Raw genomic sequence first — 17,822 nt, 5'->3', positions numbered from 1 at the left:
GACCGTTTTTCGAGTTTACGACTGTTTTTTTAACCATTCATCCAATTCTTGAATGAGTTTTGGATGAATCGGCGCATCGATTGCTTCTCGATACTCTTTGTGCAGCATGAGAAGCGAATGGGGTGACTCCCGTGTCACGAGAAGATGATTCATATCATCAATGATCGATGAGGTGACCTCCCCTTTTGTTTGAATCATATGGACGTGTTCGGGTGGGACTTGCACATCACGCCCCCCGGTAATCGCAAGAACCGGGACGGTCACATGCTCCAATCGTTCCCGGACGTCATAGGATGCATGTTCACGAATCCATTTCGCATTTACGACTTGACCTCGATATTTGAAAGACGAGACGTTCGTCCGTAAAGAACGCTCTAACAAATCGTCCTGTCGCTGCCTAACTTTTTTGGCAACGCCCGTCAACCGGTAGAATAGACCTTTTATCCCTTTCACATGTTCGATGTCTTTAGCGAGTGCATCTGCTTGGTATAAGAACATCTGCTTGGACGATTCATGGAAACCGGAAAGTAAAATGAGTCCATCAGCCTTCGTCTCAAGTTGAACGGCAGGAGCAAGAACGGCCCCTTCACTATGACCAAGTAGATATAAGCGATTCACATCGGCCAGTTGTCGAATGGTGCGCACGACAAGAATCGCATCGTTAATCAAATCATGTAAACCGACTTTATTGAAGTCACCATCGGACTTGCCAATCCCTTGTTTGTCATATCGGAACACGTTGTATCCGCGGTCGTACAACGCTTCTGCCAACTTGGCATACGTATTAAAACCGACACCACCCATATTGCCGTCACGGTCACTCGGCCCACTTCCGCTCAACATGACGATTGTCTCCCGGGGTTCCTCATGGGAAAGAAAAGTTCCTGCAATCGTTCCGTATGCTGTCGTAATCGTCATCTCTTGTTTCATCGTATCGCCTCCATTACTATCATACCCGAAACTGTCATCCAAAAAAATACGTCGCCGTCAAATGAGACGGCGACATCTATGAGGTCAGTGAGTTAGCCAATCGTGTAACCAATCAACCGCATCCGTCAACCCACCTTCCGACAGGCGTTCAAACGTATCCTTCTCGGTGAACACATGCCAACTTCCTTCTAATGAGTCACTCAACATCAGATAAGGAATTCCTGCTTCATCGTAAGCGTCACCCGGTGAACTTGCCAACGAGCGCACTTCTAAATCAGAGAATGGCGCCTGTTCTAGTACTGGGTAGGATTTCATTCCTTTGGTCCGAACGTATAACGGACCGTCACCAGTCCCAAGAATATCGAGCATGACGACCGTTTCCACTTTTGCTTTTTGTCCCGTTAGCCTTTCAAGGAAATCGTCACTCGCTTCTCTGGAGTCACCGTTTCCATTCAAAAAGACATATCGAATCGTATAGTACGGTGTCTCGTTGTCCATCATCTGTATGAGGTGATATAAGACCGAAGACGGACCGACGGAAGACAAATAATGGGCCCCGTGCCAGGAAGAATCGAGTCGTGACATGAGAACAATCTCTTGATCCGCCTTGCCTTTTTGGACAAATTCGACATACGGGATTTCTTCATTATAGGGCTTGACTTGAATCGTTTCCCCGTCCTTCAGTTGTTCAGCCGTATCCAAGTCTACCCCTGTACCATTTAACGGCATATAAGATGACGTGAAAACGAAACCCGTCTCATATGGGTCGTCTTCAAAAGGGGTGATCAGGTATCCTGCAGCTCCCTTAGATGCGAGCTCTGACAAGTACGCGTTCGCTTCCTGGTCATTCAAAACCTCACCTGCGTAATCGACGGTATACGCATCCTCGATGTTGTCATATGAAAATTTTGTCGTCGGTAAGACAATCACTTTCTCTTTCACATCCGGAATATCTTGTCCCCACGTCATATGTAAAATCGTACCTTTGAACGGTTGATCAAACGTCATCGATGAAAACCCCTCATACGTTTTATCCCCCATTTCAATCTCAGTCCAGCCGGTTATCCGTTCTGTGTAAAGGAGGTTTCGGTCCATGTCGATGGGTAATTCGGTTCCGAATGATTCAAAAAAGTCGGCACTCTCCCAACTATCCGCATTTCGATCGACTGATGAAATATATTCAGCGGTCTCGAGGGGCGTCGGATGGATTGGATTGAAGAAAAGAAAAACTGTCGCGATTGAACGCAACAAACTAATCAATATGAACATTACACGATCCCCATTCATCAATAAATTACTATACATACCTTTTTTTATTATATACAGCTATTTATCGTCTGACTATTCAATTTTTTATCAATTTAAATATAATTTTAGAATCCGAATATCATATTCCGACCACAAGAAAAGCCCGTTCGAGTTGAACGGGCCCACTTGTAAATGTTGATCCTTATACGCCTTCGTATGCTGCGTACATGATCTCTTTCAATTCTTCAACAAGCGGCATTTTCGGGTTCGCCGTTGTACATTGGTCTTCGAATGCGTCGACCGCCATCTTGTCAATCTTCGCATCGAGTTCTGCTTTCTTGATGCCTTGCGCCTTGAACGAAAGTTTGATGTTCAAGCGTTGACCGAGCTCGATGATCGCTTGGACGAGTGACTCGACACCTTCAGCTGTCGTGCTTGCTGGAAGACCGAGGTAACGTGCGATTTCTGCGTAACGTTCGTCAGCGATGAATGACTCATATTTCGGGAACGCCGCAAGTTTCGATGGGCGTGTCGCGTTGTAACGGATGACGTGTGGCATGAGGATTGCGTTCGTACGACCGTGTGGTACGTGGAACTCCCCACCGATTTTGTGAGCGATCGAGTGGTTGATACCGAGGAACGCGTTCGCAAATGCCATACCCGCCATCGTTGAAGCATTGTGTACTTTCTGACGAGCTTCAGCGTCGCTACCGTTTTCATACGCTTTTGGTAGATAGTCGAAAATCATCTTAATGGCGCGGAGGCAAAGTCCGTCTGTGTAATCATTCGCCATGACAGAAACATATGCTTCGATTGCGTGTGTCATGACGTCCATTCCTGTATCAGCCGTGATTGAAGCTGGGACGGTCATGACGAACTCTGGGTCGACGATGGCGACGTCTGGTGTGATTGCATAGTCAGCAATCGGATACTTCACGTTACGTTTTTTGTCAGTGATGACAGTGAACGGTGTCACTTCAGAACCTGTACCAGACGTTGTCGGGATGGCGATAAACATTGACTTGTTACCTAATGTCGGGAACTTGTACGTCCGTTTACGGATATCCATGAATTTCTGGCGTAGGTTAGAGAATTTCTCTTCTGGACGTTCGTAGAAGAGCCACATGCCTTTCGCAGCATCCATCGGTGAACCACCACCAAGTGCGATGATCATGTCTGGTTGGAAGTGACGCATCGCTTCGGCACCGCTCATGACTGTTTCAACAGATGGATCAGGTTCGACCTGGTCAAAGATGCGGTACTCGACGCCAGCAGGCAAGTTTTTGATAACTTTGTCAGCGAATCCGAGTTTGACCATCATTTCATCTGTGACGATCATCGCCCGTTTCTTCGTTGTGAGCGATTGAAGGTATTGTACTGAGTTTTTCTCGAAATAGATTTTTTCAGGTACTTTGAACCATTGCATATTCACGCGACGTCTCGCCACCTTTTTCACGTTGAGTAGATGTTTCGCCGTCACGTTTTCTGAGACGGAGTTTTTACCATAAGACCCACAACCGAGCGTGAGGGATGGTGTCATTTCGTTGTAAAGGTCACCGATTCCACCGTGTGCTGAAGGCGAGTTGACGATGATACGGCAAGCTTTCATACGGAGACCGAATTCAAGGATGGCATCGTCATCTGTTGAGTGGATGACCGCTGTGTGACCGAGACCACCAATCTCAAGCATTTTTTCAGCGATTGCGAATCCTTCTTCACGTGATTGAACTTTATAAGCACCGAGAACCGGGCTTAATTTTTCGTGAGAGAGAAGTTCTGTTGCGCCAACTGTTTCGAGTTCTGCAATCAAGATTTTCGTATCAGCCGGTACTTTGAGACCTGCCTGTTCAGCGATCCATGCTGCCGGCTTCCCGACGATTTCAGGGTTGACCGCACATGTATCCGTCCGAATGACGAGCGTTTCAAGTTTTGCTTTTTCTTCTGGTGAGCAGAAGTAGCAACCGAGTGCCGTCATCTCTGCTTTCACTTCTTCATATACTTCTTGGTCGACGATGATCGCTTGTTCAGACGCACAGATCATACCGTTGTCGAACGTTTTTGAAAGGATGACGTCTGAGATGGCGCGTTTCACTTTCGCAGTCTTATCGATATATGCTGGTACGTTACCAGGTCCGACACCGAGAGCCGGTTTACCAGTCGAGTAAGCGGATTTGACCATTGCCGCCCCACCCGTCGCAAGGACCATCGCCACGCCAGGGTGGTTCATGAGTGCTTTCGTCGCATCGAGTGACGGAACTTCAACCCATTGAATCAAGTTTTCAGGAGCACCTGCCGCCACTGCTGCGTCACGGAGGACACGGGCCGCTTCACTTGAACATTGTTGCGCTGATGGATGGAACGCGAAGATGATCGGGTTACGTGTCTTGATGGCGATGATTGCTTTGAACATCGTTGTCGATGTCGGATTTGTGACCGGTGTGACACCAGCGACGACACCAACTGGCTCCGCGATGTATGTGATTCCGTTTTGAACGTCATCTTCAAGGACACCGACCGTTTTCTCACCACGGAGTGAGTTATAGATATATTCTGTCGCAAAGATGTTTTTGATCATCTTGTCTTCAAAGACACCGCGACCTGTTTCTGTATGTGCTAATTTCGCGAGTGCGACGTGTTGCTCGAGTCCTGCAAGCGCCATCGCCTGTACGATATGGTCGATTTTCTCTTGGTCGAACGTCATCAACGTATCAAGTGCTTTATGCGCACTGGCTACGAGCGTGTCCACCATTTGTTCTACCGTTGTTTCCACTTTTGCTTTCTCTTTGACTGCCATGTTAGGTTCCTCCTCATAAGTGAGAGCTTTTAATGAACATATTGACTTGATGGAAGCACATTATGATGACTGTTTTTTAGAGATTGTGCTTTCCTTCACATTCATAGAATACAATGTTTTTCAGGTTTTGTGGGTGACAACAATGTGAACTCTTTCACAATATTTTTTTATCTATTGTTGATAGCTCTTGATTTTTGTATGCGTCCTCAGTAAAATCGAATGCGTTTTCATGAAAATATATCAAACCTCTAATGTAAACGCTTACATATTTTGTGTCGATTCAATCTCTACTATGATGTATCAATCATCACATCAACCCGTTTTTAGGTTCAACTGCACCTAACTCGTGTATAATGAAAATAGAACCTAACTAGGAAGTGAATCTATTATGCCGAAACAAGATGCAGCGGACCAGTTTGTCAAACTGATTCCTTTAATTCGTCGTAAATTGTTACGTCGATCTGATTTTCCTCAAATTCCAAACCTGAACTTCTCTCATTTCCATCTATTGATGTTGATTGAGGACGAGGGGGCTGTCACGAATGGACGAATCAGCGAGACACTCTCCATCGCGCCACCGAACGTTACCCCGCTCATCACGAAATTGTTGAACGAGGGGTATATCACGCGGGTACCAGACGAACGGGATCGCCGCGTGATTTGGAATCAACTGACAGAGAAAGGTGAACGGATCTTACTTGAGCGCAGAGACTCATTCCGTAGACTATTCGAAGAACGTCTCGCCTTTTTGAATGAGGACGAAACCGACCGACTCATTGAGAGTCTGAAGACACTTACAGAGATCGTCGAGAAGATGGACAAAGGTGACGAGTAAAACTTTTCTCGTCAATTCCTGCAACTTCTTATATAATCTGTAATGAATCTACGTACAAATGGAAAGAGAGATGACATGTAATGGGTCGTAAATGGAACAACATTAAAGAGAAGAAGGCGTCAAAAGACGCGAACACGAGTCGCGTCTATGCGAAGTTCGGTCGCGAGATTTATGTGGCCGCCCGTCAAGGGGAACCTGATCCTGAGTTGAACCAATCATTAAAATTCGTGGTGGAGCGTGCGAAGACGTATAACGTCCCTCGTGCGATCATCGATCGTGCCATCGACAAAGCCAAAGGTGGCGATGAGGAAAACTTCGATGAGCTTCGATATGAAGGGTTTGGTCCGAATGGTTCGATGGTCATCGTCGATACATTGACGAATAACGTCAACCGTACGGCTTCAGAAGTTCGTGCCGCGTTCGGTAAAAACGGAGGCAACATGGGAGTCAGTGGTTCGGTCGCATATATGTTCGATGCAACTGCCGTCATCGGTGTCAATGAAATGTCAGCAGATGACGTCCTCGAACTCATGATGGAGCATGACCTCGATGTGCGTGATGTCATTGAGGAAGACGAGACGGTCATCGTCTATGCCGAGCCAGAAGCGTTCCATTCCGTTCAAACTGCATTCAAGGCTGCCGGAGTAGAAGAGTTTGCCGTTGCGGAATTGACGATGCTCCCGCAGAACGAAGTGTCACTCGATGACGCATCGCAAGAACAATTTGAAAAACTAATCGATGTTCTCGAAGACTTAGAAGATGTGCGCCAAGTGTATCATAACGTCGAGATGTAACATGTAGCGATAACTTTCACGAGTTATCGCTTTTTTCATATTCGATTTGACAAGGGTCACATCATATGTTAAATTTCAAAAAGTCTTTATCATATTAAAGCGATACCAAGAGAAAGAAAATACGAAAGGTGTTGGATCGATATGAACGCAGTATTGCTTGCAGTCATCGTCTTATTTGCGCTCGCCATCAGCCGAGTGCACATTGTATTATCATTAATCTTAGCGGCGCTTGTCGGAGGGCTTGTCGGAGGGCTTGGGTTCAACGATACGTTGACCGCCTTCAGTGACGGACTTGGTGGTGGAGCGAGCATTGCACTCAGCTACGCACTCCTCGGTGCATTCGCTGTCGGGTTATCTAAAACGGGGCTTCCGGACGTCTTAGCAGAAAAATTGATTTCAATGTCAGGTCGTGACGTGTCAGGAAAACGTGTGATGGTTGTCAAAGCATTCCTGTTGTCACTCATCTTATTGTTATCCATCAGTTCACAAAATGTGCTTCCGATTCACATCGCCTTTATCCCGATTGTGATTCCGCCGTTACTCGTGCTGTTCAATGAGTTGAATGTAGACCGTCGTCTGGTAGCGACCATTTTGACGTTCGGACTTGTGACACCATATATGTTGTTACCTGTCGGGTTTGGTGGGATCTACTTGAATGAGATTCTCATCGCGAATGTCGAAGCGAACGGATTGACTGTCGGAGACGTCAACATCATCTCAATCATGGGAATCCCGGCATTGGGGATGATCGTCGGATTGATAGCTGCGTTCATTCACTACCGGAAACCGAGAACGTATGAAACAATCGCACTCGGACCAACTGATTATGAAGTACGTCAAATGAATGGTTTGAAGATGATCATGACACTCGCAGTCGTTCTCATCGTGTTGATTGTTCAGTTGCAGACAGAGTCGATGATCGCCTCTGCGGTGACTGGTCTGATCTTACTCTCAATCTTCCGGCTGATTCCATGGTCTGAGGCAGATGATATCTTCACAAGCGGCATGCGCATGATGGCATTCATCGGGTTCGTCATGATCGCTGCAAGCGGATTCGCTGCCGTCATCCGCGAGACAGGTGCGATCGAACCGCTCGTCAACGGAGCGAGCGATTTAATGGGTGACTCTAAACTCATTGCCGCTCTCGTCATGTTGCTCGTCGGCCTTGTCATCACGCTTGGAATCGGTTCAAGTTTCTCGACCGTTCCAATCATTGCTGCGATTTTCGTCCCGCTCTGTGTACAATACGGGTTCTCAGTCGAGGCGACCATCGCCATCATCGGGACTGCAGGAGCGCTTGGGGACGCAGGTAGCCCAGCGAGTGACTCGACACTCGGACCTACGAGTGGATTGAACGCTGACGGTCAACACGATCACTTGCGTGAAACGGTTTGGCCAACGTTCTTACACTACAATATTCCACTCATCATCTTCGGTGTGATTGCCGCGATGGTGCTTTGATCATTTTTTCCGTCGTGAATAAATGGTTGCTAATAAAATGAGGATGAGAATAAACCAGATTCCCGTATACATGAGGATTTCGGTGAACATAAAATTCCTCCTAAACAAAAGATAAGGAGCGACGGCTGTCGCTCCTTTTTATGATGAGGTTTTTAATTCGGTCTTGCAAGTATCGAGATACGCATCGACGACCTCTGCCACTTCTCGACCTTCCCGAATCGCCCATACGATCAAGCTTTGCCCTCGCTTGGCATCCCCAGCGACAAAAACGTTTTCCGTTGCCGTCTGGAAATCTTTCGTCTTCTCGACGCCGATTTTCCGCAACTCATGCTCCGGTCGCTCAAATCCGATGGCGACGAGGACGAGGTCCGCCGGATATGTCTCCATCGAATCCTCTTCCACGAAGAACGTCGCTTGACCATCGGGATTGACCACTTTCGTCATCCGTTCCGTCTCGATTCCGATGACACGCCCCTCTCTCGTAACGATTTGGTTGGAACGAATCAAATACGTTCTTGGGTCCTTTTCATAGACCGCAAGCGATTCGGCATACGCATAATCGGTCGTATCCGTATCCGGTTGAAGTGGCCATGGTCGCTCAGGAGCCCTAAACAATCCTTTCGAAGGGTGCTTCCCAAACTGGATGACAGATTTCGCTCCTTGACGAATCGCGGTCGCCACACAGTCGGCCCCTGTATCTCCACCTCCGATGACGATGACGTCTTTGCCTTTGGCATCATGTCCTGGTGATCGAGTCAATCCTTTCCGTTCGTACATGGATGCCGTCAAATAATCCATCGCCATTTCAACACCACGTGCATCATCGCCATCAATCCCGAGCGTGCGCTGTTTCTGAGCTCCTGTAGCGAAGATCACCGCATCGTATTGGTTCCGAAGCGCCTCGACTGTCACATCCGTACCGACCTCTATGTTCGTCTGGATGACAATCCCCTCTTGTTCGAGCAACCGAATACGGCGCCTCACGACGTCCTTATCCAGTTTCATGTTCGGGATTCCGTACATGAGTAGCCCTCCCGGTTCATCCGCCTTCTCGATGATGGTGACGGAATGTCCGAGCTGGTTCAGTTGGTCAGCAGCCGCTAATCCAGCCGGCCCACTTCCGATGATGGCGATGGTCATCCCGGTTCTTCGATGGACAGGTCTTGGTTTCACCCATCCTTCTTCAAATGCCCGATCGATGATGGTTCGTTCAATCGATTTGATGGCAACCGGATCTTCACTGATTCCTAGTGTACAAGACCCCTCACATGGTGCGGGACAAACTCTCCCCGTGAACTCCGGGAAGTTATTCGTCTCCATCAATCGGTGATACGCTCCCATCCAGTCCGATTTTGTCACAAGCTTGTTCCACTCCGGGATATAGTTGTGAATCGGACACCCAATCGTCTCCTGTCCAATCATATCCCCGACATGACAGAATGGAGTGCCACAGTCCATACAACGTGCTGCTTGCTGTTTAACCGATTCGTCATCCATTCGCGTCGCATATTCCTCATAATCCTTCACTCGTTCATCCACCTGACGTTCCGGTAATGTGGAACGTGGAATGTTTAAAAAGTTATGTTTCATGCGTTACCCCCCTCAGTCACAACCCGGAACAATTCAAGCGCTCGGTCTGCTTCGCTCAACTCCGGTCGATTCGCCTCGATTCGACGCATGACGTCCAATACATTCGCATAATCTCGTGGAACGACCTTTACAAAGCGAGAGCGAGCTTGTTCGAACGACTCTAAAATGGTCCGTGCTTTGACACTGTCTGTATGAAACTGATGCGCCTCAAGAAGTGCATAAATTTGTTCCACGTCTTCATCGTTCAATTCTTTTATAACGGAGACGAGCTCCTCGTTGACGAGTCGATCGTACGCTTGATCCCCATAAATATATGCGATGCCACCTGACATGCCGGCTGCGAAGTTGCGTCCGACGTCACCGAGGACGAGAACTGTTCCCCCGGTCATATACTCACATCCATGATCGCCGACTCCTTCGACGACTGCCGTCGCCCCAGAATTTCGAACGGCAAAACGCTCGCCGACATGACCGTTAAAGAAGGCCTGTCCGCTCGTCGCTCCGTACAAGCAGACGTTACCGGCAATCATTTGTTTACTTTCATCAAACGGCGCATGTTTTTCAGCGATCAATGCTAATTTTCCACCGCTCAAGCCTTTCCCAATATAGTCATTGGCATCACCGATGACGGAAATGGTGATCCCTCGTGGTAAAAATGCTCCTAGGCTTTGTCCGGCTGATCCACTGAGGCGAAGGGAAATGGTATCATCCGCTAAACCGACCTGACCGTGAACTTTCGTCACTTCAAACCCTAACTGTGTTCCGACGGCGCGATCGGTGTTTCGGATGCGACCAACGAAGAATGTCGGCTGCAACGAGTTGATTGACCGAGAGACTGCCGGAATCAATTTCCGGTGATCATAGGAACGATATGCCGGGTGAGCGAGTTCCTCACGTTCAGGAAGTGGTGTCGGCATCGAGAGCATCGGTGCTAAATCTAACCGTTTTGCTTTCGGATGACTCGTCTTCCATTCACTCTCTTCAAGAAGATCCGTTCGACCAATCACTTCATCAAGTGAGGTCATACCGAGTGACGCTAAAATTTCCCGTACTTCTTCGGCCAAGAACGTCATCAAGTTGACGACATGTTCTGGTTTCCCCATAAATTTCTGACGAAGCACAGGGTCTTGTGTCGCCACACCGACCGGACATGTATCTAAATGACATGCGCGCATCATAATACATCCAAGGACGACGAGCGGTGCTGTCGCAAACGCAAACTCTTCCGCCCCGAAGATGGCAGCTAGGACGATATCTCGTCCCGTCATGAGCTTTCCGTCTGTCTCAAGTGTTACTCTCCCCCGCAACCCGTTCAACGCGAGCGTTTGATGCGTCTCTAAGAGACCAAGTTCCCAAGGAAGACCTGTGTGCTTGATTGATGTTTTTGGAGAAGCACCGGTCCCACCATCATATCCACTGATGACAATCGTATCCGCGTTCGCTTTCGCCACACCCGCTGCGATTGTCCCGACGCCTGACTTCGAGACAAGTTTGACACTGATTTTCGCCTTCGGGTTCACATGCTTTAAGTCAAAGATGAGTTGGGCCAAGTCCTCAATCGAATAAATGTCGTGATGTGGAGGCGGTGAAATGAGCCCAACACCTGGAACGGATCCGCGTACTTCGGCGACCCATGGGTACACCTTATTTCCGGGAAGTTGACCACCCTCACCCGGTTTTGCCCCTTGCGCCATCTTGATTTGAATTTCATCGGCATGGTACAGATATTCTGCCGTCACCCCGAATCGCCCGCTCGCGACTTGCTTGATGCGGCTGATGCGTTCGTTCCCGAACTCATCCGGGACGAAGCGTGCTCGGTCTTCCCCACCTTCGCCCGAGTTACTTTTCGCACCAATCTGATTCATGGCGATAGCGAGGGTTTCATGCGCCTCTTTCGACAAGGACCCGAATGACATTGCTCCCGTCTTAAAACGGCGAACGATCGACGTGATTGGTTCCACTTCTTCGAGTGGCATAGGACGTTGCGTTTTAAATGCAAACAACTGTCGAATGAACTGTCCTGAAGATTCATGTAGCTTCACATAAGCGTCATAATATTTTCGTTCATTCTCACGACAGGCACGTTGCAACAAATGAATCGTCTTCGGATTAAATGCATGTTCTTCCCCATCTGCACGCCATTGGAAATCACTTCCCGCTTCGAGCGGCCGATTCGTCGCATAGGCGGACGTATGGAGTGTTTTCGCCTCGTCTTCTAGCTCTTTAAATCCGATTCCAGACAGTTGGGACGTGGTTCCCCTGAAATAAGTTTCAATCAAATCACGGTCTAGTCCCACGGCTTCAAAAATTTGAGCCCCGCGATAACTTTGAATGGTGGAGATACCCATTTTCGACATGATTTTGACGATGCCTTCGACGACTGCTTTTTGATACGAGCGAATGGCCTCTTCAAATGAATGCGCGATTTGTTCACGTTCGACTAAATCTCGAATGGTCGCATAGGCCACGTAAGGATATACCGCATCTGCCCCATACCCAATCAAGGTCGCTGCTTGATGCACTTCGCGTACCTCACCGCTCTCACAAACAAGACTACAGCTCGATCGCAAGTTCTCTCGAATCAAGTGTTGATGAACTGCACTCAGTACGAGGAGAGACGGCATCGCAATCTGTTCGCGATCGATGAGCCGGTCAGATAGAACAATCACATTTGCTCCATTTCGAACCATCTCACTGACTTGTCGCAAAAGTGACTCAAGAGATGTCTCTAAATCATCCATGAACGTCGTATCGACTCGTTCGACCTTGAGCCTCTCGTCAAGTTGCTTGAGGGCCGCCCCATCAATCATCGGATGATCTAACCACACACGTTTTGCATGACCTCGTCCGGTATGGACCGGATCTCCTTGCGGACCAATCCAAGTAAATGTAGCCGTTACAATTTTCTCCCGCAACGCGTCGATCGGTGGGTTGGTCACTTGTGCGAAGTGTTGTTTGAAATAATGGAACAAGGAACGGGGTCGTGTCGAGAGCACCGCGATTGGTTGGTCATGTCCCATCGAGCCGATTGGATCTTTCTCATCTTTGATTAACGGAACCATATACTGTTCAATGTCTTCTTTCGTATATCCAAACGCACGTTGCACACGCTCGAGTTCAAGTAGTTCTTCTTCATCGACCCCTCGATCCTCAAGAATCATCATCTGCCTAAGCCATTTGTGATAAGGCTCTGACTTCGCAATCGTCTCTTTGATCTCATGATCTGGTATCAATCGCTTTTCAATCAAGTCGATCAATAACAACTGTCCTGGTCTTAAACGCTGTTTTGATTTAACGTTCTCTGCGTCAACCGGAATGACTCCTGTTTCAGATGAGAGAATCAATTCCCCGTCCAATGTTTCGACATAACGCATCGGACGCAAGCCGTTACGATCTAAAATTGCCCCGATTTGCCTTCCATCCGTGAAGACGACTCCAGTCGGTCCATCCCACGGCTCCATGATGGATGAATGATACTGATAAAAGTCGCGCTTGAACGGTTCCATCTGTCCTTCGACAAATGGTTCAGGAATCAACATCATCGCCGTGTGGGCAATCGAGCGACCCGTTCGTGTGAAGAATTCAAAAGCGTTATCGAGCATGGACGAGTCGCTTCCATCCTCTTGAAGCACAGGGAACAAGTGTTGAACGTCTTCAAATAAGTCTGTTGACGTGACCCCTTCCCGCGCTCGCATCGCATCGATATTTCCGCGAAGCGTGTTGATTTCCCCGTTATGGACTATCATTCGGTTCGGATGTGCTCGTTCCCAAGAAGGGAACGTATTCGTCGAGAAACGAGAATGAACGATGCCGAACGTACTCTTGTAATGAGGGGATTGCAAGTCCAAATAAAATGCTGCGATTTGATTTGGCGTCAACATCCCTTTATACACGATCGTTCTCGTTGAAAGGCTTGCGATATATAGGCGTAATGATTCGACTTTTTCGATTTTTCGACGAAGTTCATAGAAGACGCGTTCATTCGCATCCTCATCTAGGAATGGACATGAGATGAACCATTGATAGATCACCGGTTGTGTGACCCGTGCATGTTCACCGATTTGCATCGGGTCGACAGGTACTTCGCGCCATTCAATCGTCGAACAATCAAGTTCATCCGCCATCCGTTCCATCAAAGTGATCTTTTCGTGAAGCTGATTCTCAGACGGCTGAAAAAAAACCATTCCGACAGCGTAACGACCGAGTGACGGAAGGTTCATGGTTTGCGTAAACAATTCGTGTGGAATTTCAGTCATGATACCAGCCCCATCACCAGCATCGATGACACCTTGTCCTCCTCGGTGCTCTAAATTACATAACATGGAGAGCGATTTTTGGACGATTTCATGTTTCTTTAGCCCATGTAAATTGACGTAAAGTCCAATCCCACACGCATCTTTCTCAAATTTTGAGTCATACAAACCAACTCGACTCATATCATCGACCCCTTTCACTCACAGTTTCGTAATTAACATTTTGTTCTAAATATTCTGAAAAATCAAGTGAGTTGCATGCATTTTTGCATAACAGGAATCTCAAAGAGTACTATTGAAAGCGTATACATAACTGTTATCAATGGATTTATCGTTTTTAGTTATGTTCAATAAAGAATAAATATCCATAAATATTATTTATTTATAGGTTCTTCAGAACGCAAAAAAGGATATCCTGAAGATACCCTTTTCTTGATTATTGTTCTACTGTTTTACGCGTATGATGTAAAAACGATTTCGGACGTTTCCACAAAATCAAACCGATATACCCAATCGCTAGCAATGCAAGGGCGCTGACAATCACAACATAGAGTGTGCCTTCTTCGATTCTAGCAAAGATTCCGATATACGCCCATACGAATACGAGTGGGTAGATGAAATCATGATGCCACCACATAAAGAGGAGGGCAAGGACTACACCGACCATCAGCATAAGTGAGGTCCAGGCAAGTTCATCAAGACCTAACAGCGACGTGATCTGTTCCGTCTTCATCACAACGAACGTGTTGACGATGGTCGCGACTGATACCCAGCCGATGTAGATGGAGAACGGGAACCGATCGAGCCAACTCGTAGACGTTCGAAAAGCGATGTAATACAACCAGCACAGCGTCGCCAGGAACAACACCATGATGACAAGTGAGACGACGAACCATTCGTTCGTGAATGCCAATAACCATAAACCATTCAACACGCAAGAGACTAAAAATCCAGCCTTCATTCGCTCGGCTTGACGATTCGCCGTCGTCCCTTTCTTCAACTGGAGCACCAGCCAGACAAGAAGCGCGACATAGATGACACCCCAAATTGAGAAAGCGTAACCTGCCGGCTTAAAGTAGATATCGATGCGGTCCGAAACCGCTGCGTTGTCGCCGCTCGCGAAGTAGTTGATGACGACGGTCGCTAAAAAAGCGACCCAGTTTACAATCGGCCATTTTGATAAGTCCATAAGCACGATCTTCTAAATGAAGATCAAACACCTCCTTTTGTAACATAATATTCAATACCCGCATCCATGTGACTCTACACGTACAAAGGGGCTCGCATATGCGAACCCCTTCTCAATTAAAAGTCGATTTCGTCTGGATCTGGTCCGAGACGTTCCCCTGTCGCCACTTGATCGATTTTCGCCAAATCGTCCGCATCGAGTGAGAAGTCGAATACATCAAAGTTCTCACGGATTCGATGTGGTGTCACCGATTTCGGTAACGCGACATGACCGGACTCAAGATGCCAACGGAGCACAATCTGTGCCGGCGTCTTCCCATGTTTTTCTGCAATCTCAGAAAAAGCAGGGATGTCTAAAAACTTTCCTTGCATGAGTGGACTCCATGCCTCGATTTGAATCCCTTCATCTTGGCAGTAATCCAACAAATCCGGTTGCGGGAGTTGTGGATGAAGTTCAACTTGATTGATGAGTGGCGCCATCAGACCGGCTTCTTTCAATGTTTCTAAATGGTGTTCTTTAAAGTTGGATACACCGATTGCCTTGATTTTTCCGGCTTCATATAAATCGATGAGATCTTTCCACGCATCGACGAACCCATCTACCGGCCAATGCAACAGACAAAGGTCCAAATAATCTGTCTGGAGTCGTTTTAACGAGTCTTCGAATGCCTCTTTCGTTTTGCCTTCACGAATGTCATCATTCCAAATCTTCGACGTGATGAACAATTCAGAGCGGTCTACACCTGAGAGATGAATTCCCTTCGCAACGCCCTCTTCATTTTTATAGATTGCAGCCGTATCGATGTGACGATAGCCTGTTTTGATGGCTTCAACGACAGCAGCTGGTGCCTCGGTTTCATTATCGACCTTCCAGACACCAAAGCCGATCATCGGAATTTCGACCTTATTTCGTAATGTTGCGTAAAGCATCTCATTCATCCCCTTTTCATTCTAACGAGCTGATTGTATCATACCCGAGAATTTATTTCGGAAAACTAAATCGTCAAATCTTTTCGGGTGAATCGGATGAACGAGAGTGCTGAAAAGATGGTCAGGAGAGCGAGTAACCAGATGAAATGGATTCCCCAATATTCCTCACGCATGATGGCACCGGCGTCAAAGAGAGAGAAGAATGAGAGGTTTGACATCCAATCGAATTGATCGCTCACTCCTTGGATGATGTTCACCATGAGAAAGAACGTGAATATCCCGCCCGTCACCATATAGGATTTACTACTATCATCGAACAGACTCGCAATCACATAAGCGGCTACGCCTAGGACGAGCAACATGAGCGCCCCATTCAATTGAAGCATCCACAATACCGCATAGTCGATTTGTAAATCGAACAGAAGGTCCGCTGCCATTAAACTCAACCCATTTAGACCGACAAATAGCCCGACTGCCACAATCAACACAACAAAGCTTGACATCACATACGTGACTCGAGAAATCGGGGCCGCCATATACAGCATGATTTCTCCAGAATCGACCGGTTTGGCCAACAGTCTCGAGGCGAAAGTCAATGCGAATAAAACTGCGAGGACATAGAAAATCAAGCCATAATAGTTACTCGACAATAGATTGAGCACGTTGTCCATCGCCATCGACGCATCGATTTGGAAGACATCGAGAAGCTCAGGTGGCAACGACTCTAATTTTGCCTCAATCAATCCTGTTTCTTGAATAGATGGGAAGATTGCGGCTAAGAAAAAGAGATATATGCTAGTCCCGACTGAATATCCTAGAATCCAACTACGATTCTGTTTCAACATGGAGCGAATTAACATGTCATGTCGCCTCCCCGTAATACTGCATGAATAGATGTTCGAGCTCGTCCGTGCCACTTGTCAGTGATTGAACCTGAAACTCTGCCAATGTTCGGATGAGGTGGTTCAGCTCTATCGGTGTCGAGATGGTGACCTCAACATGCATGCCGTCCCGTTCACCAGAATCGGCCGCGAATCGAACGGCTTCCGCTTCCGTTGAAAATTCGACTCGGTACCGTTTCACGCTATGTTGTCGTAATTGTTCCATGTCCTCTTCGATGATGATGCGTCCATCTTTAATCAACGCGGCACGGTCGCATGTCCGTTCCATCTCAGGGAAATGGTGAGAACTCATGAGAATCGCTTTCCCAGATTGCTTTTCTTCAATTAACCAATCGATTAGACGATCTTGCATGAGCGGGTCTAATCCGCTCGTCGGTTCATCCAGTATATAGACGGGCACATCTTTCATGAAACAGGTGATGATGGCGAGTTTTTGCTTCATCCCTTTTGACATCTTCCGTACTTTCGTCGCCTCATCGAATGAAAACCGTTCACGTAATTGCCGTTCACGATCCGAATTCGTTTTGTGCAAATGGCGCGTCAATCGAATGATTTCTTCTCCCGTCATGTTTTGGGGATAATTGATTTCTCCTGGCAAATAGCCGACACTCCGTTTCACTTGCTCCGTCTCCTGCCAACAGTCGAATCCGTTGATGGTCGCCTTGCCTTCACTCGGCTTCAAAAGACCCATCAAATGTCGAATCGTTGTGGATTTCCCAGCGCCGTTCGGTCCGATGAATCCGAAGATTGTACCTGGTGATACATGTAGTGAAACGTCAAAAATACCATGTGTAGCATCAAATCGTTTCGTCAATCGCTGAATCCGAATCATCTCGAACCCTCCTTTTTTGTAATATATGAACGATATGATTACAAAACTAGTATATCACGTTCTTT

General features: G+C 47.4%; 12 protein-coding genes. 3 read left to right on the top strand and 9 right to left on the bottom strand.

The window, feature by feature from the left end:
* Positions 1 to 15 precede the first annotated feature (15 nt).
* The 3 genes from F3H97_RS04280 to adhE form a co-directional block, all read right to left on the bottom strand.
* On the bottom strand, positions 16 to 930 hold the full coding sequence (locus F3H97_RS04280; RefSeq protein ID WP_196430654.1) for an alpha/beta hydrolase: 915 nt from the start codon (positions 928 to 930) through the stop codon (positions 16 to 18).
* An 84-nt stretch (positions 931 to 1,014) separates the two neighbouring features.
* Positions 1,015 to 2,199, bottom strand: coding sequence for a zinc-binding metallopeptidase family protein (locus tag F3H97_RS04275; RefSeq protein ID WP_196430653.1), 1,185 nt, complete (start codon positions 2,197 to 2,199; stop codon positions 1,015 to 1,017).
* A gap of 181 nt (positions 2,200 to 2,380) precedes the next feature.
* Positions 2,381 to 4,972 (bottom strand): bifunctional acetaldehyde-CoA/alcohol dehydrogenase, encoded by a 2,592-nt coding sequence (gene adhE / locus F3H97_RS04270; RefSeq protein ID WP_196430652.1) that lies wholly within the window; start codon positions 4,970 to 4,972, stop codon positions 2,381 to 2,383.
* 388 nt (positions 4,973 to 5,360) lie between these two features.
* Between adhE and F3H97_RS04265 the strand changes: the two genes are divergently transcribed.
* The 3 genes from F3H97_RS04265 (at position 5,361) to F3H97_RS04255 (ending at position 8,062) form a co-directional block, all read left to right on the top strand.
* On the top strand, positions 5,361 to 5,807 hold the full coding sequence (locus tag F3H97_RS04265; protein ID WP_012726207.1) for a MarR family winged helix-turn-helix transcriptional regulator: 447 nt from the start codon (positions 5,361 to 5,363) through the stop codon (positions 5,805 to 5,807).
* A gap of 80 nt (positions 5,808 to 5,887) precedes the next feature.
* The gene (locus tag F3H97_RS04260; RefSeq protein ID WP_196430651.1) at positions 5,888 to 6,601 is read left to right on the top strand and encodes a YebC/PmpR family DNA-binding transcriptional regulator; all 714 of its coding nucleotides are present in this window, start codon (positions 5,888 to 5,890) and stop codon (positions 6,599 to 6,601) included.
* Between the two features lie 141 nt (positions 6,602 to 6,742).
* Positions 6,743 to 8,062, top strand: a complete 1,320-nt coding sequence (locus F3H97_RS04255) for a Na+/H+ antiporter family protein (RefSeq protein WP_196430650.1) — start codon at positions 6,743 to 6,745, stop codon at positions 8,060 to 8,062.
* Between the two features lie 138 nt (positions 8,063 to 8,200).
* Here F3H97_RS04255 and F3H97_RS04250 read toward each other — a convergent pair whose 3' ends face one another.
* The 6 genes from F3H97_RS04250 to F3H97_RS04225 all read right to left on the bottom strand — a co-directional run bounded on the left by F3H97_RS04250 (position 8,201) and on the right by F3H97_RS04225 (position 17,757).
* Positions 8,201 to 9,652: a glutamate synthase subunit beta gene (locus F3H97_RS04250; RefSeq protein WP_196430649.1), complete on the bottom strand. Its 1,452-nt coding sequence runs from the start codon at positions 9,650 to 9,652 to the stop codon at positions 8,201 to 8,203.
* Positions 9,649 to 14,088 carry a glutamate synthase large subunit gene (gltB, locus tag F3H97_RS04245; RefSeq protein ID WP_196430648.1) on the bottom strand — a complete coding sequence of 1,480 codons (4,440 nt, stop codon included), beginning with the start codon at positions 14,086 to 14,088 and terminating at the stop codon, positions 9,649 to 9,651. The genes F3H97_RS04250 and gltB overlap by 4 nt, the downstream gene beginning before the upstream one ends.
* A gap of 253 nt (positions 14,089 to 14,341) precedes the next feature.
* The gene (locus F3H97_RS04240) at positions 14,342 to 15,094 is read right to left on the bottom strand and encodes a tryptophan-rich sensory protein (RefSeq protein ID WP_196430647.1); all 753 of its coding nucleotides are present in this window, start codon (positions 15,092 to 15,094) and stop codon (positions 14,342 to 14,344) included.
* 116 nt (positions 15,095 to 15,210) lie between these two features.
* Positions 15,211 to 16,023, bottom strand: coding sequence for an aldo/keto reductase (locus F3H97_RS04235; RefSeq protein WP_078146830.1), 813 nt, complete (start codon positions 16,021 to 16,023; stop codon positions 15,211 to 15,213).
* A gap of 65 nt (positions 16,024 to 16,088) precedes the next feature.
* A complete protein-coding gene (locus F3H97_RS04230) occupies positions 16,089 to 16,883 on the bottom strand; it encodes an ABC transporter permease subunit (protein WP_196430646.1) in 795 nt (264 codons plus the stop codon).
* 1 nt (position 16,884) lies between these two features.
* Entirely contained in the window at positions 16,885 to 17,757 is an 873-nt protein-coding gene (locus tag F3H97_RS04225) for an ABC transporter ATP-binding protein (protein WP_074037097.1), read from the bottom strand.
* Positions 17,758 to 17,822: the final 65 nt, after the last annotated feature.

The organism is Exiguobacterium sp. SRB7LM (assembly GCF_015712685.1).
GTDB classification, from domain to species: domain Bacteria; phylum Bacillota; class Bacilli; order Exiguobacteriales; family Exiguobacteriaceae; genus Exiguobacterium; species Exiguobacterium profundum.
Note: the sequence above shows the minus strand (reverse complement) of the source record. Positions and strands in the feature narration are given on the sequence as shown.